This is a genomic window from Nocardia sp. CA-135398 (assembly GCF_050955845.1).
In the GTDB taxonomy this organism is placed as follows: Bacteria; Actinomycetota; Actinomycetes; order Mycobacteriales; family Mycobacteriaceae; genus Nocardia.
In genome coordinates this window covers 3,054,525-3,077,539 of record NZ_CP192084.1, presented here as the reverse complement: position 1 = coordinate 3,077,539, position 23,015 = coordinate 3,054,525, and the positions used below count along the sequence as shown (strand labels likewise).

The window sequence follows — 23,015 nt, the reverse complement described above, 5'->3', positions numbered from 1 at the left end:
GGTCCGGGCATCGCCTGGACACCTCGTTCTGGCCATGCACCACCACCTGCGGGTTTGTACCGTTGGGCGGTGGTCGATGTGACCTATGACACATTATCTCCGCTGATCCCTTCCTTCTCCTCCATCGGGCTCGCCGGTGGCGATGGCTGCGGAATCGGTGCCGGTCTGCCGATGGCGACCATCGAGCAATCACCAGCACACACTGCGGTGTACAGCGTGCGGCCGGTCGACACCAACGGACGCGTGGTCGACAAAACCGTTCTGGCAGCGCTGGATTGGCACCCCAGGTGACCTCCTGTCCTGGCGGATCGCTGTGGGGCTGATCGTGATCACCCGCCCCGGCTACGGCCGTCGCGGCGTCACCAAGCATGGGCATCTATCCCTGCCCGCCCATGCACGCCGCGCCGCGGGCATCCAGCATCACGACAGGGTCCTGTTGGCCGCCGATCCTGATCAACGCCTGCTGGTGGTTTTCCCACCACATGTCCTCGACGAGATGGCCGCCCGCCGCTTCTCCGAGGGGGTGGGACGATGAACTCGCGCAGCGACCAATGGCAGCCGGTCTCGCCCACACTGATGCGCGCGCTGTGCAGCCACGCCGAACAGCGCGGAGCAGCACCGAACGAGCAACTACTCCGCGCACGCAATGGCAAGCCCATCACTCGCCGTCGCTACAACTACCTGTTCGAACGTCTCGGCCGATATCTGCCCTGGGTCATCACCCACGGCATCTCCATCCACTGGCTGCGCCACACCACAACCACCTGGGTCGAGCGCCGCTACGGCGGCGCGATCGCACGCGAGTTCACCCGCCATGGTCTCGGCAGCGCCGGACCCACCAGTGTCTACACCACGGCAACAATCAACGAAGTCGCATCCGCGCTCGCCCACCTCACCGGGAACCCCACCCCCTCGCCACAACGGTCACGCCAGCACAGAAGAACCACATGACGACATAAACGACCCAGCCAGGCAGATCCTCTGCCCCGAGGCCGGCGATAGCCACTGGGACGCACTCTTCGACATCGGTCCACAGCGAATGCCGGTCACTCGGGGCCCATTAGGCTGCGTTGAGTCCACTCGGTTCAGTGCAATCGGCCCGGTCCCCCACCCCCTGACGGTGGCGATTGTTCAGCAGGGAATACATCGACCGTGCAGAAACCGCTTCCGCGACAGGCCAATCCCGGCAGGCTCGCCGGATTCAGGAGCTGCTCACCATCAACGCAGGTATTCAAATCCCCTCTCGCGCACGGATCTTGGACCTCGCTTCGTAGGCGAAGTCCCAGCAGTGCTCGGTCAACACCTCGCGGGTGAGCACCATTCCCGGTTGCGTGAGGAACATCTCCAGCAGGGCGTATTCCTTTGCGGTCAAGACGATTTCCTCATCACCACGCCAGCAGCGACGCTCGCCGGTATCCATCCGCCACCTCGCAGTTCATCGGTCCCGGGGTGGTGCCGCGCCGGTGTTAGTGGGTTGCGGTCTGCCGCGGCGCCGGCCGCGCCAGGGTCCCGGCCAGACCGGGACCCTGGATCACGCCTACTGGAACGAACTCACGTTCCTCCGGGAGCCGTGACTCCCTCTTTGGCAGCGGCCCGCACGATGACGAGCCGCGGTTCTGACCGAGGCCGGGCCCGGGGCATCAGTTCATGTCGGCAGTGGGGTCGATCTCGGCGGTGACTCGATCCACGAGTTTCCTGGCCTCGCGGCTGTCGGGGTCGGTGGGTAGCTCCACGGACTGTCCGTTGATCGGGGCGGTTAGCGGCCGACGATTCGCCGGCGCCTTGCCAGCACCGTCGCCGAGCGGTACTCCGGCCAAGGCCGCGATGCGGCCTATCCCGGCGTCGCCGACATCCGCCGGGATAGCGACCGGCCAGGTCACGCCCGGGATGTCGAAGAACTGTCTGTAGCCGCCTATGTGCTGGTATCCGACCTGTTTCAGGTAGTCGGTCACCTTGGGGTTGAACGTGCCTGGGAATACGCCGTTGGTGGAGTCGAGGTGTGCATACTGGCCCGAGCTGGACGCCTGTTCGATCACGTCGAACAGTCCGGGCCAAGGAGCGGGCAGGTTGTTGTCGGAGTAGAAGGTCTTGGCGCGATCGATGTCGTCGGGGTTCCAGACGTTCGGGATAACGTCGAGGCTGTTGGCGTAGCGCCGCACCCGCTGCAGGCGTTGGGTGGTGTAGGCGACGAATTCGGGATTGCCGAAACTCGGTCCGGCGGTGGACAGCACGCTGACCCTGCCTTTCTCGGATGGGTCCCACAGCTGCTGGGTGTCGCGCAGCAACAGGGCCAGTGTGGGTGACAGGACACCAGCGAGGCTGTGGCCGGTGACGGTCAGGTCGATATCGGTGTGATCGAGCGCGCCGAGAAACGCGTGTAGGGTGCGACCGGCGCCGGGGCGGTCGCCGGAGGGGGTGATCTTCGTGAGGATGTTCACCCCGATGGCCGCGCCGGTCGTGTAGCGGGCGGCGGGATGGGCGAGCCACGGGATCTGGCCGATCAGGAAGTTCTCGACGAGCCAGTCGAACGGTCCGTTCGTGCTGCCGGCCACGGCGATCACGTACCGGGAGGGGTCGTCGGTGCTTCGCACCATGTACAGGACGTTGAGCGCGTACAGGTCGGTGGGGAACACCTCGATCCCTGGACCCCAGACAATCTCCCACCCCCCGATGACCCCCCGGTTGACGTCGAGATTGTCCTGGATCCGCTGCTGAAGCAGGTGCTCCAGGTTGCCGTCGTTTTCCTCGCCGTTGATCAAGTTCGCGTACAGCGACAGCTGGAATGTGACCTTGTCTTGTAGGGTCGCCTCGTTGCTCGTCGTGGATTGTGCAGTCATGTGCCGCTCCTTGTCGAAGAGAAGTTTCATCCGAACAGAGACAGGGGTGAAGCGATGACGCGGATTCACGGGCCTGGTCCGCAGCGGAGACAGATCATCCCCGGACCGCAAGCCGTGGAGGCGAGTCCAGACCTTGGTCCACCGGACATGCCGGCTCAGCGTTCAGCTTCGCTGAATTGGGCGGTTGACCATGGATCTGATGGGCCGGATCCGGTCGAACCGCTGGCCGCCCGATTCGCTCGGCTGGTGGGGCCCGCCCTGGGCAGTTACGGCCTTCGTCGCCTGCCTGGTCCGTGCCGGGGCGAGCCGTCTGCTATCTCGCCCGACGCCGTGCCGGGAGACTCGCTCATTTCGGAAGCGCGGTGACGCATTCGTAGTGATGGCCGGCTTCAGAACCAAATGGCGCGGATGTGTCATCGCGGCCTCCGTCAGAGGCTGGGATGTACTTCTTCACGGCCTCTGACGGGTTTTGCAGCTCGTCACGGGAAGGCATCTCAGATATGCAGAGCTTGTGCATTTTGTCATCCTCCTCAGTTCGTGATCGCTCGGCGCACGGCTCCAGCGAATCGTTCAACTGTTCGGATTGGGCTGCGGGGCTTCAGCGCGGAACCGCTGCCGGGCGGCGTGGTGACGATCGGATACGTGCCATCGAATTCAGCCATGGGTGCGTCCTCACCGTGTGAACAGGGCGCCACCGGATGTCCTCCACCACCGGTCACGCCACACTGATCTCGTAGACGGTCTTCCAAGGCGAATCTCCGGATCAATTGAATCAGGATCGCGTCGAGACCGGTTCTGATTCCGCACATTCGCCGACCGTATCGACAGCCCCGCCCGTCGCCCCCGGGTCGTGCGCGGCGAACACACCGGTCCGGTCCCTGCCGACGGCAGCGGCACATGGCGGGCGAGGGCCAGAGATCGCGAGAACAGTGGTCAGCACGCGGGCAACCACCGTCGCGCCAGGTCACTGGGTGACAGTTACCGGATCCTTCAACGCGTGTGGCAAACCGCCAGGTCATCCACTGACATCCCGATGGCAAGTCACACCAGGCAAGCTGAGCTGCCAAAACGACTGCTTGTAAGTCTGAATCCTGACCACCGATAGTGGGTCAACTCGGCGGCTGAGATAGTCGGCGAGGCCAGAGTAAGAACGGGCGAATCGTATCCGTGCGGAGGTGTGAACAGGGCAAACTGTTTGGTGGACTCTCGCGGTCTCACGGTAAGGCTGACCCATCGGCAGTATTCCGGAGCTAGGAGGACGCGTTGACTACTTTTGCAAGCCAGCAGTGCATCTCCCCGATGTCGGAGACGAACCCGCGGGCGCAAATGTTCGTTGATGGCGGCGCCGCATACGCCTACTTGATGTATCGGGATGTCCAAGACGGCCGATACGACCGCATCCCCACGCCACCGGGCAAAGAGGATCTGGTGTTGCACGTGGAGAAGGGGCTGCGGGTGACGATGTTCTCCGAGCCCGTGTTCACCGGAGCCAAGACGGTAGTGGCAGCGGATCAGGGCAGGCGTGTCAGGCAGTTGGTTGACCGTGCGGTGGTGAAGTCAGCGATCGTCGAATCGGTCTGACGCAGACCACCATCGCCGCAGCCGCTCGAAGTCATTTCATGGACTGTCGAGGAATTGATGAGTTTGCGGGAGCCACTGTATGGGTCGGATACAGCGGCCTGTCGACCGGCTCAGCCCGACACGGCTCGGCGAGTCTCGCGTGATCCAGCCGGGTTCGTGTCGTCGATTGCAAGACCCAGTGCACGATCTTGTAGGAGGGGCAATGACCAGAACCGACAGAACTTCACCACCCTGCTCGACACCATCGCCCAGCGCCACAGCGCCGGCGACAGCACAGGTTCGGCGGCGTCCGCTACTGACATCCCCGCCCCCGACGTCAGAGTGGCGAATATTCCCCAAGAGGTCAAAGACGCCCTTCAACCCACCAAGACCGGCATGCTGGACCAGCTCAACCACACCGCGGACGAGGCGGCCGCGGATGCTCAGCGCTTCCGCGCCGGTGACATCTCCGCCGGAGAGTTCGACGACCTGATCAATCAACTGGTGGATCGCGCCGTAACCCAGTACGAGCAGCTGCAGGACTCGACCAAGGAAAAACCAAAGACCTCGGCCACCAGCACCCCGACTGGCAGCAGATGATCCTTAACGTATTCGGGGCGGTCAGTGACCTTCTGAACAATGTGCTGAGCAAGGAAATCGGCTTCCTCACATCGCTGTCGAACACGCCCCAGCAGGCAGGTCAGGTGTACGGATTCTTCAGCGACCTGGCGCGCGACTTCATCGACGCATGGAATCAGATCCTGGGGTGATCAACGCCGCCGAGCCCACGCCCAGCCGCGCCCTAGCAGCTGCGTAGAACCCCCGGGCGGCGGGAGCCCAGCACCTAGGACGGCCCCGGAACACTTCTTCCGGGGCCGTCCAACGGGCTGGCGCGCAGGCTGTGTGCTGGTAAATCGCAGCCCCGCAGGCGTCGAGAATCGATCGATTCTCAACACCCACAGGCATTCTCGGCGGTGAGATCACCCCCTACAGTGCGGGGTTCGGGGTCGCTTCGGTCAGAATCGAGCGATGCTCGGGTGGGTGAGCGCCGTCGGCGCGACAGCACGTAGGAAGACCAGCGCGGTCGGTTCTCGGATCAGCAAGCTCAACAGAGCGATCAGGTACCGCGCGGGACGAATCAGGTTGCTACCTGCAGTCGTCCTCGCGCTGGGCGCTGGCCTGGCTGTGGCCTTCATCGCTTACCAGGTACACAAGGGTCACACCCACCAGCAATGTCGCGGCCGCGCCGATCGGCCTCACCAAGGTCGCGTTGACCGTCGTCGCCGGCGTTGGCGGTGTGGTTGCGGTCTGCATGAGATCGTGTGCCTTCAGGGATAGTGCCCTCGAATGTCTGGTATTCCAGCGGATGGTCTTCGGTTCTGCGGGCCATCCGTTTGTCCTTCGGATTCGTGGACGGTCCCTTCGGCGCCGCCTACGACGCCAGCGCGCCGTCGATCTCGAGCCGTACGTCGTAGTGATCAGTACTCGCCGCATGGTGCTGGGTCACGAACCGCGGGCCGACGTTCCCGGTCGCGCCGACGACAACGACTCGCATGTCCGCTCCTTCGCTCGACGTCGAGGGTCGCCAGCGACATACCCGCCGTTGTGGCGACGACACCGCAGCCAGCGATTTCCGCGGTGCAACACTGTAGCCACCGCGGCAGCGGCCCTTAACGATCCTGGTCGGCAGGCTTGTCTGCGTGGCGCATCGCTTCCATCAGTTCTGCGCGAAGTCGAGCGACAGTCGACTCATCACCAGCATCTTCGGCTGTGGTGATGTCCTGGCGGAGTTGCGCGATAACGTCCTGGTTGCTCATGGATTTCTCCCGTCGTCTTCATGGTGACCGGGATGCGCGGCTAGCGATCACGGTCACGCCGTCGGTCGATCCGATCCGTTAGGCAGGGTGTCCGGATTCAGGTCGGTGAAACAGCGCATGAGCCCGGATCATGCTGAAAAATGTTTGTGCGAAAACAGCTTTCGGCGGATGGGTTCGTCCTATGCCGATTCGCGGTTCTCGAGTCCGACCGCGTCGATGAGTTCGGTGCGGTGATTGCCGAGTTCGGGGTAGTCGGTGCTGAGTTCGTTCATGAGGTCGGCGAGCGCGTCGGCGATGGCGTTCAGTTTCTGTTGGAGGGCTTCCTCGGAGCGGGATTGGGTGTTCTGCAGCAGTGCGACCAAGAGGAAGGTCACGATGGTGGTCGCGGTGTTGATCACCAGTTGCCAGGTGTCCACGCTGGGCAGGATCACAAACGTCGGCGCCCAAAGGATCACCATCAAAACGCAGAATACGAAAAACGCCGCTTTGGAGGTCAGTGCGGCGGCCCCGCTGGCGAAGCGGTCGAACAGGCCTGGCTTGCCGTCGACATCGGAGGGCATCGTGCTGTTCTCGCCGGAAGGGGCCCGTGTGTACTTGTTCATCGACGGTCCTGCGCGGGGTCGGCGTGCCAGGCTCGATCGATCGGAAATGGTGCGGGGCGCACAGTGAACTCGATCCCGAAGTCGTTCGATATCAACGGCATTGGTATACCAGTCGGCAGTTTGCGGGGGCTCGAACAGGATTCGCGAGGTAACGCGCGCATGCGTGTCAGGACCCGCGCGTCCGCGTTCGCGCGCTCGAGCAACCCCATCACGCGGTGGCGCCGGGCGATGACGCCCGTGGCGAAGGCCGCGAATCCGAGGTCGGACAGCGCGGTTGATGCGGTGGTACCGGCCAGTCGGTGTCCGTGCTGATCTGCCATCGATCCTCCTGGTCATGCGGCGAAGCAGCCGATACGGCTCTCGACGCGCTGATACCCGCGCCGTCCGCGGTGAAACCGGATGCTTAAGACCGGACTCCGAGCTGACGCCTCCCTGCTCGGCTCGTTCGCTGACGCCCGCGCGGGTACGGCCAGAGCGACCTGAAGATTTCGAGTGAGGAACATCGACTGGCATCTGTGGTTCGGACCTGCGCCTGTACGAGGTCCTCGGTGCCAATATGAAACCCGACGACGTGCTCGGTCACGAGCCGAGGGCCGGGTCGTCGAGACCCGCTCGGCGGTCACCGGACTGACCAGCGGGGACTGATTCCAACGCAAAACCGACAGCGGTGAAGATCGTGCTCGCCCTGCGATGAACTCCAAGCACTGATCAACCCACGACCGAGGCGGGCTGTCGGTGGTAAGGGTGATCCGGCGGGTTCAGCGGTGGGTTCGGTCGGCACGGATGACCACCAGTTCCTCGCATCGCTGAGTGTGGTCCATGCATCCGGTCTCGATCAGCCACTGCGCACGGTCGCGGAGCACCGGACCGGACGCACCCAAAATCGGGTCCGGGCATCGCCTGGACACCCTGTCCTGGCCGTATCCGCCGCGGTCACTGTGAGGTGCTATTGATCGGCCAGCGCACGACCACTTCCACCGCAACTGCTTCACAGCCGCTGCGCACCGTTTCCGCAATCACTCCACGGACAACTCGGGCACCTCGGCAACGATGCGACCGGCCATTGCTACGCCGGTTCGATCGCCCAGCCGGTAGCTGCGGTGCCGACACGCGCACTCAGACCCTCGATTGGCCGTCCTTCGCCGCTGCGCTGAAGGCGTTGCGTGACCGCTAGGCGCGCTGAAGCCTCGGGACGGGCAGGCGCCGGGATGATCTGGCGACAACCGGTTCTGCCTGAGCGGTACCGCAGAGGTCGAGCAACGGATCGGATTCGTGCCGGGCGCGCGATTGGCGTTCCGGCGTACACCAGGTACGCGCGGCGAATCAGTCTGCGGCGGCCTCGAGGTGCCGACCGCTGACCTGGTACTCCCAGAACACGGCCCACCCGACCAACACCACTATCGAGCACACCAATCCCACCGCGCCGACGTGCGGACCGAAGGCACCGAGCACCACAACGATCACCAGGCACGGCACCGGCCAGCTCAACAGCCAGCGCCAACGCGCAGGCCCAACAACGCCACCGATACCGAGGATCGCGAAGAACACCGCCGCGCCGCCGCAGAGTACCCAGCCCACCCCGGCGGACAGGTGCCCCTGCGGATGCTCCGCCACCAGACCGAGTCCTGCGGCGACCGTCGCGATGGCACCGGTGACCACGCAGTGCAGGGCCATGATGCGCTGGCGCGGCAGCACCTCCGGTGGCACCTCGCCGGCCATCAGGCGCGGCACGAAGCCGTGCATCAGAGTCAACGCCCACATGCCGACCAGGATCGCGAACCCCCCGATCCCGACCACCCCCAGCGTCGGTGTCCACGCGACGCCGCTCACCGCGCTGCTCACCGCGATGACTCCCTCACCGAGCACGATGATCACGTAGAGGCCGAGCCGTTCCCCGAGATGAGCGGGATCGGCATGCAGCGCTTGTATTTTCGGCAACTCGACGTCATCGAAGCGTTTCGAGCGCCGCAGTCGCCCGTCGAAGCGCCGCTGCGCCGCAATCAATATCTGCTCACCATTGACCGCGAACATGCTCCACATATCCACGGCCAGCCCTAGCGCCCACAGCCAGTACTTCCACGGCTCGGCCACCCACAGTGAGACAACCCAGGGCAGCACACCGCCGCCCAACTGGGTGACCGGCCAGTCGACGATGACCCAGCCGCGGCCCCACACCTGGCTGGTGGCGATCCGAACCAGCACATACACCGCGGCGAACGCCGTCGCGTGCCGGTCCGGGATGCCCGCGACCGCCGCCGCCATGACGCCGAGGCCGAGCATCGCCGACAGCATCAGCGGCAGCCTGGTCTGATCGCGGGCGATGTTGCCGTACACGGTGATACAGGCCCACGCCATCCAGAAGGCCAGGTAGAGCAGCAGGTACAGGGCGGCGTGGAGCAGCGTGGGCCCGCGATGCAGCAGATGGGTGAGTTGTCCGATGCCCGCGACCGCGACCAGGTCGAAGAACAGCTCCATCCAGGTCGCATGCCGTTCGTGCGGCTGTGTGTCTGCTGACGGCGTGACTTTGTCCACCAGCCGAGAGTATGGCCGCTCCTGAATAGATGTCGCCGCACTGCCAGGATGTGTGTGGTGTCGGTAACCATTACCCGCCGGCCATGCGCTCTAGCGCTGGACTCGCTCGATCCCGAACAGGCCGCCGTGCGCGCGCCATGGGGTCCCGGTGTGCGTGCTGGCCGACGCGGGAACCGGCATTCCACACATGGGCCTCTACCTCGGGGAGATGTGGACTCTCGACGACTCGCCGAGCACTGTGCTTGTGGGCATCTCTGGTCTCACGGCCGGTGTGCTTCTCGCCGAAGCTGGAATCGACGTCGAAATCCTCGGACTCACCGCTGTATCCCGACGAGGTGGGCTCGGGAAGCACACTGTGACGCAAGGTTTTGCGCGTCCTTCGCCGCGGGAGGTATTGACCCGATCGGCGTGGATTCGATCAACGCCCACATCGTTGGCAGACCCCAGTCATACCCTCGCGGCAATTGCGGCACCGACCGCACGAGATAACCATGGCCCGCCGTAGTTGCTCGTGAGAGTCTTGACGATCGCTCGGGCCGCGCGGATCCGGGCGTCTTCCGATTGTGAGATTTGGTATGGTCGCGTCCGGCTGAATACTGGATCTGGCACGCTTTCCGTGATTGACCCAGGCGAATTGCGTTCTGCGGCATGATGATGATCATGTGCCCGGTGTTCAGAGGTTGTGCCGTGGGCGGTCTTGTTCCCGCACCTGAACGGGTTGCGGATTGATGGAGTCGGTGCGACGGGGCCGGTGATCGGGATTACGGGCGGGACCGGTGACGGTCCGGTCGGGGGTCCGGGTTGCTCGATGCCGTCGAGGCGGGTGCACAGCCGCTACGAGCGGCGATTGTCCGACGATGCCGTCGCATGACACGCATGCACCGATGGCAGCCACTCCGGTGTCGGGCAGATGGCGCGGGTGGCGTCGGCCTGGCGCCGACCGGCCATCCGCGGCCGTGGGACTCGAGCACGGCTCTGGCCGGTGCCGCTGTGTTGGCTACGCGGCAGACCGGTCCGGTCGGCGGTCGAGTCCTTTGTGGTCGTAGTAGCGGGTTACTGCGCCGCCGAGCACGAGGCCTACGGCCAGCCCGAACATCGTCATCCACACCGCGTGACTCAGGCCGGCATCGTCGGGGCCGTCGAAGAACAGGATTGCGCGAATTCCGAGGTACACCTGGTGCATCGGTTCGAAATTCGCCAGCCATGCCACTGCTTTGGGGGTCGCCTCGATCGGGATCGTCCCGCCCGAGGAAGGCAACCCCAGCACGATGAACAGCACGAGGTTGACCAGCAGGCCCGCCGAACCCAGGGCGGCCAGCACCGAGAGGGCGGTGATCCCGACCGCGACGATCGCGAACACGCTGTAGAGAAACAGCGCCAAAGGACGATCGAGTGGCATCCCCAGCCAATGGCCCACCGCCATGTAGATGCCGCTGACCACCGGCGCTACACCTGCCATGATGGCCCACTTCACCAGCAAAGTCCGCAGCCGCGAGATTGGCGCTGCCGGGATGTTGGAGTACTTCGGGCCGATTTCGGTGGGAGCGAATCCCAGCGCCGAGTCGATCAACGAATTGATCACCATGGCACCGGTGAACCCGGCCAGCAGCAACATCAGCGCGTAGAAGAATGGCGTGAGCCCGTTGCCGGTGCCCTCGGGCAGCGGGTGAAAGGGCGCCACGACGACATGGATCGGCTGCGCCAGCATCAGCCGGCTCAAACCGACCATCTCCGCAGGGGTTTGTCCGCCCGCGCCCAGTTGGGCATTGACCATGGCGGCGATCTGCGCCCCGACGCTGTCGTTGGTCTTGGCCAGGACTTGCTCGGCAATCTTGACCACGATTTGGGTTGCGAAGGTACCCGTTCGGGGATTGGTGTTCACAGTGATCATGGGTTGGGTGACATCGCCGGGAACCACGCTGGCCGTGGCGAAGATCCCGAGCCGTTTGGTGAAGTCGCTGGGAATCACAATGGCCCCGTAGACCTCGCCGCGCTGAAGCTGGCGTTGGGCCTCGGCGATACCGACCACCCGCAAGTCGATCTTATCCGCCGGTACCTCACGCACGAACGCATCGGTGATCTGGGCACCGACGTTGGTGGGCTTCCCACCGAGGACATCGCCGTCGTCCTGGTTCACCACCGCGAGCGGAAACCCGTGCAGGTGCTTTTCCGGGTTCACGACATAACCCAGATAGGCCGTCGCCAGCAACGTCATCAGCAGGACGATCACCACCCCCGGGCCGATCCAGGCACGCACAGACAGGCGAGGGACGCTCGAACCCTCCATAGAGCCTCGAATATCGGTCATGACGTAACCGTAATATGTGTTCTGCTCCCTTGCGACCCGTGCGCGCGAGCGCGCAGTCTCGGGCCACGTGGACATCGCCGCGAGACCATCTCAGAACCGACAGCGGCCACTGGGTCGCGCTCACGGTCAGCAGCTTGCGGTATCTGCCGGGGGCCGTGCTGATGATGCGGTGGATGGTCCCGCCCCCCAACCTCTCCAAACGAGTGTGTTGCGAAGATCGTGAACCCAAAGCCGGCGTTTCCTGGGCAGGGGCCGTCCCGTCAATACGTTGTAGGCTCTACTGCCACTTGTGGCGCCGTTGATCTCCGAACATTCCGACGTGGCGATCGGCGCCCGGCTGAGTTCTTCGTCGCGGGTAGTGCGCGGCCGGAAACGCGAGTTCATTTCCCGTTGCTAGCCATGGGTTCGTCGTCGATGATCAGTATCCGCGGAGCCGTGTGCTCGACGTTCTCGTTCATTCGGCCGTCAAGTCGAACACCGTGACGCCGTCGACCTCGACAGCGCGGTAGTGATCGCGCACCCACTGTGTGATCTTCGTGCCCTCGGTCGTCGTCGAGGACCCAGGAGCGCCGTTGGCGAAGGCGCTGGCGAGGTAATAGTGGATACGGCCCTGCGAAACATAGTTCTGGAACTGTGCGAGGGTGGGTGCCGGGTCTCCACCACTGAAGCCACCGATGGGCATCACGGCACCATCCGTGGCCAACTGGTAGTCGGCCGCCGCCGTGGAACCAACAGTCGCGGCAACCCAAGTGTATGACCTGGCGTTCGCCGTGAGCAGCGCCACCAACCGACTACTCGGTTCGGTTGCCTCGCCGGGAGGCTTCACCCCCGGTCCGCCACCGGGGGCCCCTCCCCCTGCTTCGGTCCCTGATTCAGCATCCAGCTCGCCGAACGGCGGAATCTCATTGCCGGGCGGCATACCCCCACCCCCTGGCATCCAGGGCAGACCGGTCTGCGGACCTGCCTTCGGTATCGATCCGCCGTGCGCCGACTGCAGTGTGTCGACGGCGTAGGCGGTCGGTGCAGCCAGACCGACGAACAAAACCGCGCACACAGCGGCGTATGCCAGCCGCGAGGTTTGCACCAGTACACCGAGCACAGCGACGACGGCGCCTCCCGCGATCACCCATCGCAGCCACGGCACGAAATCCGGCATTCGCGCCAACAGGATCCACGCGGTGACCGCAGTCAGAACTATGCTCACCGCCAGCGCCGAACGCACCCACAGGCGATCCCGATCCCGCCACAGCACCGCACTGCCGGCACCCACCACTGCCGCGACCGCGGGCGCCAGCGCCACGGTGTAATACTCGTGGAAGATGCCGCTCATGAAACTGAACACCAGTCCGGTGACCAGCCCCCACACTCCGAACAAGAGTAGTGCCGCGCGCCGCCGATCAGTGCGAGCCGCTTTGCCACACAACACGATCGACACCACCAGCAGCACCAGTGCGGCGGGGATCAGCCAGGCGATCTGACCACCCACCGAGGCCGTGAACAACCGCGTGATCCCGGCATGCCCCCAGGGACTGAACCCGCCGGGCATATCAGGCCAGCCGCCCGGTCCCGATGAGGAGCCATTCGAGCCGAACGACCCCAGCCGATCCAGGCCGTTATATCCCAGAGTCAGCTCGACGATCGAATTATGTTGGGAACCACCGAAGTACGGCCGTGAATCGGCTGGCCACAGCTGTGCTACCAGCACCCACCAACCGGCACCGACGATCATCGCCACGCCGGCGGCGAACAGTTGCGCGATCCGTTTGCCGAGCTTCGGTGGCCCGGCAACCAGATACGTCAACGCCAACGCGGGCACCACCAACAACACCTGCAATTGCTTGGCAAGGAAACCGAACCCGACGAACAGTCCGCACCACACCAACCACCGCCATCGACCGTCCTCCACTGCCCGCAACATCGCCCACACCGCCGCGATCATCAACAAGACCAGCAGCGCATCCGGGTTGTTGAAACGGAACATCAACGCCGCCACCGGAGTCAGCGCCAGCACCAGCCCAGCGCCCAAGCCCGCCACCGGCCCGAAATATCGACGCACACACGCCCAGAGCAACGCCACCGATGCCAACCCGAATAACACCTGCGGCATCAGTATGCTCCAGCTGCCGAACCCGAAGATCCGTGCCGACAACTCCATCGGCCACAGCGACGCGGGAGTCTTGTCGACGGTGATCGTGTTCGGCCAGTCGGACGAACCGAAGAACAGCGCCTTCCACGACTTCGAACCCGCCTGGACCGCGGCGGCATAGAAGGTGTTGCCCCAGCCGTTGGCGGTCAGATTCCAGAGATACGCGGCGGCGGTGCCGACCAATAGCAGCGCCAGTCCCATGTACTCACTTCGTGGAGCACTTCGCCACGAACCGTGCCGCAGGACACGCCGTTGGTCCGTGTCCCGTGGAGTCGACACCATCACTGAATCGGTCATGCGGGACAGAATCGGCGACCAACCGCGCCGAATCCTTGTGGCCGGCTGTGAAATTGCTGGGAATCAGCTCCAGTCGCTCATCGGGTCGAGGTCGAGCACGAACCGATCCGGGCACGAACTGAGCGAACCAACCCGAGCCGATCCCGGCTGAGCGGAGCAGTTCCAATCCAGGAAGTTCGGAGAATACTGACAAGTTTCGCGGGCGCAATCGCCTCAGCCACCCGCGAAGCCACAAGCCGCCTGGATGACAAACCCTGGCGGCCCAGCGGCCCGTATTCGGGCCCTTCAGCAACTAATCTGCAGGATCGCGTGACTCAGATGCCCTGCCCTGCAAGCTTTCTCGGCATTCGCCCGGGCTCGTCCGAGGGCGGGAACCTCTGCACTGCGGCCTGGTTCCGTGCCGGTTCCGGTCCGACGTTTCCTGCACTTCGTCCGGAGGCCCCGTCGTCTCGTCTGGCACTTACGCCGCCGCCTGGTTCGGCTCGCAGCGGCTGGTCGCCTCGACGGCATCAGCCACACACCATATGACCCGAGAGCCGGCCGAGAGCCAGCAACAGCAACCGAGATCGCGGAGTTCCCAGTGCTGCAACGGCCCTCACCTGAATCGGTGCGGTTAGACCTGAATCTCCATGGCATACCCGGAGACCCAACAACCCAGGGCACCGCAAGTCCCAAGACGCCGAATTGCCGGTAGGTCAGCGGAATCGCGTCACCGGCCGCGGACAGCGCGATGGTTCGCGGAGCAAAGACGACCGTTACCGTCCCAGGTCCTTATATGAAGAGTGCGGTCGAGAACTCTCGCGCTGGGCCTCGTCCGCGACCCAGGCCGCAATCTGGGCACGGGAGGTGAATCCGAGTTTGCTCAGGATATGTTCCACATGCCCCTCCGCGGTGCGTAGCGAGATCACCAATTTCGCGGCGATCTGCTTATTGGTGAGTCCCTGGGCAATAAGGTCTGCGACCTGCCGTTCGCGCTTGGTTATTGTCAGCTGTGAAGCGGGCGCGGCGGCGATTGTCGACTCCCCCAGGGCGTAGGTCACAGCAGCGTTGTGCCCCATGGCCCGGCCGCGCCGGAACGCGGCGTCGAATCGTCGTTCCCCGAGCGCACGACGCACCATGCGCTCGCATTCGTCGTGAACGTGAGACAGCTGCGGGAAGACAGAAAACCCGGAGGAGGCTCTCAACAGATTCTCCGCTGCCCCCATCAGCACGGCCGCGCGCTCACCATCGCCAGCTTCGAGGGTCCAGGCCAGCCCCTCGAGATCGAACGCCGCGACGACAGGGCTGCGTATCCGCCGGTTGACTCGCAGCGATTCCCGCAGCAGCAGTTGTGCGCGCGAGCGCTCGCCTTGCTGCCATGCGGCAAGGCCCAACCCCCACAGCGCAGACGACCGATAAAGCGATTCACCGCATTCTTCGGTGATGGCCAGCATTTGCTCCTGATATTCGATCGACCGCGGTATATCGCCCTGCGCTGCGTGGGCCCAACCGAGCAGCATCAACGCAGAGACGTGGAGGTATCCCCGCCGATTCGAGCTGAACACCTCCACGGCACGCTCGAAGAAGGGGACCGCGCGAGCAGGTTCATCCCGATAAAGCGCCACGGCGCCGGTGGCGTAGGCGATCAGCGCTTGGTTCATGGGAGTGGGATCCTGCTCGGCGAGTGCGCGCGCCTGCTCCAGCAGGGAAGCGGCCGATCGAAGGTCCCGCTGCGTCGCGGCCATAAGAATGCAGGCTTCGAGCGCTTTGATGCGGTCGGGTATCGAGCCGGCGTCGGGGTTGGCCAGGGCGCGGTCGAGCCACCGTCGACCTTCACCGTAGAGACCCCGAAAGCTCCAGAACCCGAACAGCGTGTTGGCCGTGCGCAGCCCGGCCTCGGCCGAGGCGGCACTGTCCTCGGAGAAACAGAACTCGAGTGCCTCCCGCAGATTGGGTTGCTCGCGATCGAGGCGGGCCAGCCAGTCGGGCTGGCGCTCACTGAACCAATCGTCCACGGAATCCTGCACCAACCGCTGGCACCAATCGCGGTGTCGCCGACGCAGATCCCGGTATTCGCCGGACTCTCGCAACTGCTCGCGCCCGTATTCACGCACGCTCTCGAGCATCCGGAAACGCACGACGCCATCCAGTTCGTCGCGGAGCACAATCGACTTGTCCACCAGCGACGACAACGCGTCCAACAGATCCTCAGCTGAACCCACATCGCACACCTGCTCGGCGGCATCGAGTTCGAACCCACCGGCGAACACCGATAACCGGGCCCACAACCGCTGCTCTACCGGCGTGCACAACTGGTAGCTCCAGTCGATACACCACCGCAACGTCTGATGCCGCCTCGGTGCGCTGCGACTACCACGGGTGAGCAGCGCGTACCGATCGACGAGCCGCTCCAGGATCTGCTCGGGCGACATGGCCCGCATCCGCGCCGCGGCAAGTTCGATCGCCAACGGCAACCCGTCCAGCCGCGAACAGATCCCGACCACAGCGGCCTTGTTCTCCTCGGTGACCGCGAAACCCGGCACGACCGCCGAAGCGCGCTCGGCGAACAAACTCACCGCATCGTATCTGGGCAGTCCCCGCAGCGTCGGCGCACCGCCAGCGTCCGGAACGGCCAACGGCGGCACTCGCAACACCGCCTCCCCGGCAACATCCAACGGCTCACGGCTGGTGACCAGAATCCGCACACCCGGACACCCCAGCAACAACTCCTCGACCAGCTCCGCCAACGCATCCACAATCTGCTCGCCATTGTCCAGAACGAGCAGCACCTCCTGGGAACGCAGGAACCCGACCAGCAGTTGCCGCATCGGCCGAGCCGAATCGTCGCGCAGGCCCATACCGGCCGCCACGACATCGACCAGCAGTACCCGGTCGCGCACATCGGCCAGTTCGATCATCCACACCCCATCCGCAAAATCGCGTCGCGCATTCGACGCCGCCCGCAACGCCAGCCGGGTCTTGCCGACGCCACCGATCCCCGCCAAGGTCACCAACCGCGATACCGAAAGCAGGTTCTTGATCTCCGCCGTCTCGGTGCGGCGGTCGACGAAACTGGTCAGCTCGAGCGGCAACTCGCCGGGACTGCCGTGACTTTCTTCGACCTGCCGCGGGGTCGATTCCGGCATCGACGGCATGTGCTCCTGCGGCCCGGGGGCGGCAGCGTGTGTGCCGTACAGGGCCATATCGCCCACCTGATACCCGTGGTGACGCTGTACCTGCCGGAAGGCCTCGCCGACCTCCGCCGCCGTCGGGCGTGCCTGCGGATCCCGGTTCATCGCAGACTCCACCACCGCCGCCACATCATCGGGAATACCGCCCTCGCGCAGGTCCGGCACCGGCTGGCTGGTGATCCGCAAAAACTGCGCCACCACCTGCTCACCACTACGACGCTCGAACGCCGCATGCCCGGTCAACGCACAGAACAACGTCGCACCCAGCCCATAGACATCCGCAGCCGCCGTCGCCGACTCGCCACTGAGCACCTCGGGGGCGGTGAACGCCGGGGACGCGGTCAAGACGCCCGTCGCCGTCTCGAACCCGCCGACGATGCGGGCGATACCGAAATCGGTCAACGCCGGTTCACCGTAATCGGTCAGCAGAATATTGCCCGGCTTCACATCCCGATGCACGATCCCCAATCGGTGCGCACTCTCCAGCGCGCCGGCGATCTTCACCCCGACCCACAACACGGTCTGCGCCGGCATCGCCCCCTCGCGACGGATCCACGCATCCAGCGAATCCAACGGGTGATATGGCATCACCAGATAGGGCCGCCCGCTCGCGGTGACACCCACCTGCAGCACCGTGACGATATTCGGATGCCCGGTCAACCGACCCATCGCCTTCTGCTCGCGAAAAAACCGCTCCTGGTTGTCTTCGTCCAACTCGGCGGTCAGCACCTTCACCGCAACCGTGCGATCCAACGCCACCTGCGTGCACCGATACACCACACCGAAACCACCACGGCCGATCTCTTCGGCGTCCTCGAACCCGGACGCGCTCAACTCCACCGAGACGGGCATATTCACATCACGGCGGGTCCGCGGCGGATCGTCGCCGACCATCAGCAGTGTGCGATCCACTCCGCACGTGCACGAACACCGGACACCATGCGCTTACCTTTCGACAATGCCCAGCGTATCGCCGACCACAGTGCATGGGCCGCGCTTCCGGGCCGCGCATTGTCGGCCTTCAGCAGAGATCGCCCTCGGCCGGAAAGCGGTGGAACTCGCTCGCCACACCGCCCTGGCGACTCCTTCAAATGCCGCGTCAGTCGGCGCACTCTTGCGGAGCTCGGTCACAGTAGATCGTGAGCGGCGCGCAATGCTGTCGGAGTCGATGCCGTGATGCCGGTAGACATCGTCGAGTGAGCCGACCTGCCCGAACCGTCAGACCCCAGTGCCGCGTGGCGCACTCGATTGATCCCGGACAGGAACGCCAGCCTGTGCGGGTGGCCGTCGAGGACGGTGACTCTGCTCATTCACGTGGCAGCACGCGACGCGGATGACCTCTACAGGGTGGCTGGTCACATCCTCGACATCAAAGGCGTCAAACAGTACCGCACTGGTTATGCGCGAACTGGTCGATTACCGCATCAATCCGCTGGTCGCCGCACGGGCCAGTACCGCGCAGGACGAACGCGAACCCGACACACGGTGAGACCAGCGGCCACACACATGAAGCCTCGGGTGACCGCTGGTGCGTTGATTCGGACAGCCTGTCGCGCCCGTAAAACGACTCAGGTGAGGGAACAGGACTGCGGGAGATCGGCTCGCGCCAACAGTCGCGACTGGGCACGGCACAGGATGTCGACGTAGACATCGGACAGATATCGAGAACCGGGTCGGGAGTACGCGCAGATTTCGCGGTAAATCGGCGGTGTCAAAGATCGGGCGAAGCGACGATATTCCCCGCGTACCGCATTGTCGGGGACCAGCGTAACCGCCACACCGCTGGACGCCAGCTCCAATGCGGCCTGGACCTGCGCGGTCCAGACCGCGGCGATCGGTTCGAATCCGGCTGCGGCGCAGAGTGTTCTGATGACCCGCGTCAACCCGTTCTCCTTGTCGAACAGCACCCACTGGTGGCCCTTCAGATCCGCCAGTGACAGCGGCGCGTCGGTCGATACACCACTGTCGGGCCCGACGACAAGGACCAGTTCTTCGAACCCGATGGAGCCCACATCGGCGCCGGAGAACCCCGTTCGAGGACCGATCGCCAGATCGCCTTCACCGTCACGGAACGCAGCCTCCATCGATTCGGCATGCGGGTAATCCTTGATCTCCAGCACGACCTCGGGAAACCTTTCGTGCCAGACGGCGATCCCTGCGGGAAGGATGCCGTTGGCCACCGATCGGACGGTGAGCACCTCCAGATCGCCTCGTTGACCGGTCCGCGCATCATCAACTGCTTGTTCGGCCCTCTCGACGGCGGCGAGAATATCTCGCGCCATCGGAAGCAGGGCCCGGCCCGCGGGAGTGGGCCGAATACCCTGCGGCGTGCGGTCGAGCAGCGCGACCTTCAGATCTGTTTCCAGACGCTTTATCTGCTGGGAAAGTGAAGGCTGGGCGATGAACAAACGCTCAGCCGCCGCAGTGAACGACTCCAACTCACACACCGCGACGAAATAGTGAAGCCGTCGTAGATTCACGACTGCGCACGCTACGAGCCCGCATCGGCGTTGTCTACGGGGGCCTGTGTCTCGGGGCTGGAATGTGCGCGGATCGGCTAGTCGCAGCCGTTGGACAGCTGTGCGAGATGGATTTTGACAGTCTGCTCCAGGTGCACCAGATCGTTGGCGATACTGACCCAGTCGAAGCCTTCGGCCAGCCGACGGGCGGCGGTGACGCCGTCCGGACAATGCATGCCCACAGCTTTTCCCGCCGCTTGGGCCGCCTTCAGCACGGTGCGGACGGCCTCGTCGAACTCGGCGTCGACCGAGGGGTCGGTGGAACTGGTGCCGCCGAGCGACAAGCGCAAATCCGATGGTCCGATGTAGATGGCGTCGACTCCGGGAACCGATGCGATCTCGTCGACATTGCGGAGCCCGGACGCGGTCTCGATCATCACCACGCAAGCGATCTCGGCGTTGGCCTCGGCCGGTGACGGCCCGATTCGCAGGCCTGCGCGCAGTGCCCCGTTACTACGGACACCTAACGGCGGAAAGCGACAGGCCGCCACCGCCGCTGCGGCCTCAGCCGCCGTATCGATCATCGGAACAATGACGCCGCGAGCACCCGCGTCGAGCGCCTGGGAGATCCAGAACTGATCATTGGCCTGCACCCGGACGAGCGCAGCCGTACCCGCTGCGTCGATCGCGGTGATACCTGCCAGCAGGCCCCGGTATTCGAGCAGCCCGTGCTGGGCGTCGAGGCAGACAAAGTCATAGCCGGACATGGCGATCCGCTCGGTGGCCACCGGGTTGTCGCACACCACCCAGTAGCCGATGGTCCGCCGCTTGGACCGCAACCGCTCGGCGAATCCAGTCGCGCCGTTCGTCGAATTATTCGTCATCGTGCTCATTTCCGGGCCAGGAGCGGCCTCTCAATGGGAGTGATGTTTCCGATGTTCGGCAAGGGTGTCGAAGCCGAAGTCCGCGGACAGATCCCGCCATATGGCATGCGCGTGATTCGCCTGACGCTGTGTGTTGTCGTACTCGATCAAAAGGTCAGGGCCTTGTATCCGGTAATAATGGGGATGATCCGGTGCCATGCCACCCGCCCAGCCGAACCAGGTGACGTCGAGTACCACGTCGGTTGCGTAGCGCGCGAAATGTAGCTCTGCTATTGCGGTCGTGACCTGGCCGGTATACAACGCGATCAGTCGCCGGAGGTCGGCACGCTGCGTGGAATCGAGGTCTCGCGCACAGATACCCTTGGGCGGCACGGTAATCGCCAGGGCGGCGTGATCGGCTTCGGTGTAGCCGCTGGCCTGTTCCGCGCGCTCGTCGATGTCATCGACAAGCTTATTCAGCGCGGGGTCCTCGAATTGGCCGCGCCATAGATCCTGCATATGCATCATGGTGTCGCCGTGTGTCACACGGGCGCGGTTGCCGGAAACTATGTCCGATATCGCGGACTCGTGCAGCAATGCGTGTTTGCGCTGTTCCGCGGTGAAGGACCTGACCAGGTTCCGTGCGACATCCTCGATCCCGCCGAGCGGGCGAAGCGGCGCCCCACCCAGCAATAATGTGCTCGCCGGATCGGCGCCGATGAAGCACGGGGTCGTCGATACCAGGCGGCCGTCGACGATCAGGTTGTTCAGCGAAATGTGGTGACCGCCGAAGCTCCAACCCCATACCGGGCCGCCCGGCACGCCGAAAACCCTGATCCAGTACAACCCGGGGTCGCGCCCCCGTTCCCGCGCCCAGCGAGCCGTCCAGCCTTCAACCTGGTCCAGGACGTTCTCCAGACCGACAACAGTCGAGACGGTGGCATACCCGGCCTGCGACAGTCCCGACGCCACCAGTTGCATCGCCAAGCTCTGCTGGTGCGCCGACTGCTGACGCAACGCCAGACCGCCATGGTCGGTCGGCGTGTAGTACCACCGCACTCGCTCCGCGTCGGCATCGGGCAGCAGCGGGGAATCGAACAGCGCGGCGGCACGCTGATCGGCGGCCAGCGCAGCCAACCATGCGGTGGCCGCGCCCTCCATCGCGGCGGCCACTGCCTGCCTCGGGTCGGTCACGGCACTCGACGTCACCGGATCCTGGACGCTACCGACCATGGATCGCTTCCGCGTGTCGGATATGTCGAGCATCACCTTGATGGCATCGCCTCTGCGTTCGGCATAGGTGTCGAATGCTTCACCGATGTCCTCCAGTGGGAAATGGTGTGTCACGAGTGCGTCGGTATTCAGCCTTCCCTGGCCTGCAAGGGAAACGGCTCGTGCCACCGAGCCCGTCCCTTCGCCACGCACGGTTTGCAGTGAGATTCCGTTCATCACGGCATGGTTGAGGTCGGCCAGCACCGGCTCCGCGAAAAAGCCGACGAGCACGACTTTGCCGGACCGCTTGGCCATATGGATCGCCTGATCTACAGCGGGCCCGGCACCCGAACACTCGAGGACGATATCGGCGCCGAACCCGCCGGTGTGGTCGCGTACCGCGGCAACGGCGTCCTGCGCGCGCGAGTCGATCACCAAGTCGGCGCCGAACTGCTCACCGAGGTTCAACCGGCTGGCCCTGGTACCCACCAGAGCCACCTTGTCAGCGCCGAGTTGGCGTGCGACCTGAACAGCAAGCAGCCCGATGGGCCCGGGACCGATCACAGCGACACTCGCGCCGACAACGAGGGAACCGAGAACATCGAAGGCGTGCATGACCGAGCCGACGGTGGTGAGAACTACCGCCGCATCGAAATCCACCGAAGCCGGAAGCAGATGCAACGTGGACACATGGTTGTTTACATATTCGGCGAATCCGCCGTCGACCGTCATCCCCTGCGACCTGTGCCCCTTTCCCGCTTTCCGGAATTCAGGCAATCGGTATAGGAGCCCGCCAGGCAGTTGACGCATCGCATACAACCTCGATGCGCCTCGGCCACGACCCGATCACCGACCGAGAACTCGTCGACATTGCCGCCCACCGCGGCCACCACACCCGCGTACTCGTGGCCGGGGACAAAGTTTTCAGCAGGCGGCCCGCCACCGCCGAAGAACTTGTGACTGCGAATTTTGAGGTCCGAACCGCATAGCGACGCCCGGCGCACACGGACCAGGACGTCGTCCGGTCCCACCTCGGGCACAGGCAACCGCGTGGTTGCGATCGTCCCCGGCTCGCCGAGTACGGCAGCCAACATTGTCTCAGAGGGCATCTGCGACCTTTCAGTTCGAGCAGAACACCAGTTGGTCCTTGATTGTGTTGGCCCCGTAGCCGGCAAGTCCAAGACCAGAAGCGCGAGACACGCATAGGCAACG

General features: G+C 64.5%; 20 protein-coding genes and 1 pseudogene. 7 read left to right on the top strand and 14 right to left on the bottom strand.

Translation table 11 applies throughout. The features are described 5' to 3' along the window. The first annotated feature begins 69 nt into the window (after positions 1–69). The 3 genes from ACQP1T_RS13475 to ACQP1T_RS13465 are packed head-to-tail and all read left to right on the top strand — an operon-like array spanning position 70 to position 951. The gene (locus ACQP1T_RS13475; protein ID WP_433760389.1) at positions 70–291 is read left to right on the top strand and encodes a hypothetical protein; all 222 of its coding nucleotides are present in this window, start codon (positions 70–72) and stop codon (positions 289–291) included. A 22-nt stretch (positions 292–313) separates the two neighbouring features. Further along, positions 314–535, top strand: a complete 222-nt coding sequence (locus ACQP1T_RS13470; RefSeq protein ID WP_433760387.1) for a hypothetical protein — start codon at positions 314–316, stop codon at positions 533–535. Then, a complete protein-coding gene (locus ACQP1T_RS13465) occupies positions 532–951 on the top strand; it encodes a hypothetical protein (protein WP_433760386.1) in 420 nt (139 codons plus the stop codon). The genes ACQP1T_RS13470 and ACQP1T_RS13465 overlap by 4 nt, the downstream gene beginning before the upstream one ends. A gap of 280 nt (positions 952–1,231) precedes the next feature. Here ACQP1T_RS13465 and ACQP1T_RS13460 read toward each other — a convergent pair whose 3' ends face one another. Together ACQP1T_RS13460 and ACQP1T_RS13455 are read right to left on the bottom strand one after the other, a co-directional pair. After that, complete coding sequence (locus tag ACQP1T_RS13460) at positions 1,232–1,372, bottom strand: winged helix-turn-helix domain-containing protein (RefSeq protein ID WP_433760385.1); 141 nt, start codon at positions 1,370–1,372, stop codon at positions 1,232–1,234. A gap of 268 nt (positions 1,373–1,640) precedes the next feature. Next, positions 1,641–2,906 (bottom strand): lipase family protein, encoded by a 1,266-nt coding sequence (locus ACQP1T_RS13455; RefSeq protein ID WP_433760384.1) that lies wholly within the window; start codon positions 2,904–2,906, stop codon positions 1,641–1,643. Positions 2,907–4,100: 1,194 nt separating this feature from the next. On the opposite strand from ACQP1T_RS13455, the gene ACQP1T_RS13450 reads away from it, so the two are divergent. The 3 genes from ACQP1T_RS13450 (at position 4,101) to ACQP1T_RS13440 (ending at position 5,167) form a co-directional block, all read left to right on the top strand. Then, positions 4,101–4,418 carry a hypothetical protein gene (locus ACQP1T_RS13450; protein ID WP_433760382.1) on the top strand — a complete coding sequence of 106 codons (318 nt, stop codon included), beginning with the start codon at positions 4,101–4,103 and terminating at the stop codon, positions 4,416–4,418. A gap of 156 nt (positions 4,419–4,574) precedes the next feature. Further along, positions 4,575–4,997 (top strand): hypothetical protein, encoded by a 423-nt coding sequence (locus ACQP1T_RS13445; RefSeq protein WP_433760381.1) that lies wholly within the window; start codon positions 4,575–4,577, stop codon positions 4,995–4,997. After that, positions 4,994–5,167, top strand: a complete 174-nt coding sequence (locus tag ACQP1T_RS13440) for a hypothetical protein (protein ID WP_433760380.1) — start codon at positions 4,994–4,996, stop codon at positions 5,165–5,167. The genes ACQP1T_RS13445 and ACQP1T_RS13440 overlap by 4 nt, the downstream gene beginning before the upstream one ends. Positions 5,168–5,589: 422 nt before the next feature. On the opposite strand, the gene ACQP1T_RS13435 is transcribed toward ACQP1T_RS13440, so the two are convergent. From ACQP1T_RS13435 to ACQP1T_RS13400, 8 genes are all read right to left on the bottom strand, one after another. After that, on the bottom strand, positions 5,590–5,787 hold the full coding sequence (locus ACQP1T_RS13435) for a hypothetical protein (protein WP_433760377.1): 198 nt from the start codon (positions 5,785–5,787) through the stop codon (positions 5,590–5,592). A gap of 42 nt (positions 5,788–5,829) precedes the next feature. After that, entirely contained in the window at positions 5,830–5,952 is a 123-nt protein-coding gene (locus ACQP1T_RS13430) for a hypothetical protein (RefSeq protein ID WP_433760375.1), read from the bottom strand. A gap of 115 nt (positions 5,953–6,067) precedes the next feature. After that, positions 6,068–6,214 carry a hypothetical protein gene (locus ACQP1T_RS13425; RefSeq protein WP_433760374.1) on the bottom strand — a complete coding sequence of 49 codons (147 nt, stop codon included), beginning with the start codon at positions 6,212–6,214 and terminating at the stop codon, positions 6,068–6,070. 179 nt (positions 6,215–6,393) lie between these two features. Next, positions 6,394–6,816, bottom strand: a complete 423-nt coding sequence (locus ACQP1T_RS13420; protein WP_433760372.1) for a low affinity iron permease family protein — start codon at positions 6,814–6,816, stop codon at positions 6,394–6,396. Positions 6,817–8,139: 1,323 nt separating this feature from the next. Beyond that, complete coding sequence (locus tag ACQP1T_RS13415; RefSeq protein ID WP_433760371.1) at positions 8,140–9,348, bottom strand: low temperature requirement protein A; 1,209 nt, start codon at positions 9,346–9,348, stop codon at positions 8,140–8,142. Positions 9,349–10,345: 997 nt separating this feature from the next. Further along, complete coding sequence (locus tag ACQP1T_RS13410; RefSeq protein ID WP_433760369.1) at positions 10,346–11,581, bottom strand: YhgE/Pip domain-containing protein; 1,236 nt, start codon at positions 11,579–11,581, stop codon at positions 10,346–10,348. 529 nt (positions 11,582–12,110) lie between these two features. Continuing rightward, complete coding sequence (locus ACQP1T_RS13405) at positions 12,111–14,003, bottom strand: glycosyltransferase family 39 protein (protein WP_433760368.1); 1,893 nt, start codon at positions 14,001–14,003, stop codon at positions 12,111–12,113. 851 nt (positions 14,004–14,854) lie between these two features. After that, positions 14,855–18,163, bottom strand: a complete 3,309-nt coding sequence (locus tag ACQP1T_RS13400) for a protein kinase domain-containing protein (protein ID WP_433762188.1) — start codon at positions 18,161–18,163, stop codon at positions 14,855–14,857. 408 nt (positions 18,164–18,571) lie between these two features. On the opposite strand from ACQP1T_RS13400, the pseudogene ACQP1T_RS13395 reads away from it, so the two are divergent. Continuing rightward, positions 18,572–18,758, top strand: a pseudogene (locus ACQP1T_RS13395) (hypothetical protein); the annotation flags it as partial. Positions 18,759–18,837: 79 nt separating this feature from the next. Here ACQP1T_RS13395 and ACQP1T_RS13390 read toward each other — a convergent pair. The 4 genes from ACQP1T_RS13390 to ACQP1T_RS13375 all read right to left on the bottom strand — a co-directional run bounded on the left by ACQP1T_RS13390 (position 18,838) and on the right by ACQP1T_RS13375 (position 22,912). Then, a complete protein-coding gene (locus ACQP1T_RS13390; protein WP_433760366.1) occupies positions 18,838–19,749 on the bottom strand; it encodes a LysR family transcriptional regulator in 912 nt (303 codons plus the stop codon). A gap of 77 nt (positions 19,750–19,826) precedes the next feature. After that, entirely contained in the window at positions 19,827–20,612 is a 786-nt protein-coding gene (locus ACQP1T_RS13385; RefSeq protein WP_433760365.1) for an HpcH/HpaI aldolase family protein, read from the bottom strand. A gap of 30 nt (positions 20,613–20,642) precedes the next feature. Next, positions 20,643–22,535: a DUF3500 domain-containing protein gene (locus tag ACQP1T_RS13380; protein WP_433760363.1), complete on the bottom strand. Its 1,893-nt coding sequence runs from the start codon at positions 22,533–22,535 to the stop codon at positions 20,643–20,645. Next, entirely contained in the window at positions 22,532–22,912 is a 381-nt protein-coding gene (locus tag ACQP1T_RS13375; RefSeq protein WP_433760362.1) for an alcohol dehydrogenase catalytic domain-containing protein, read from the bottom strand. The genes ACQP1T_RS13380 and ACQP1T_RS13375 overlap by 4 nt, the downstream gene beginning before the upstream one ends. Between the last annotated feature and the right edge of the window lie 103 nt (positions 22,913–23,015).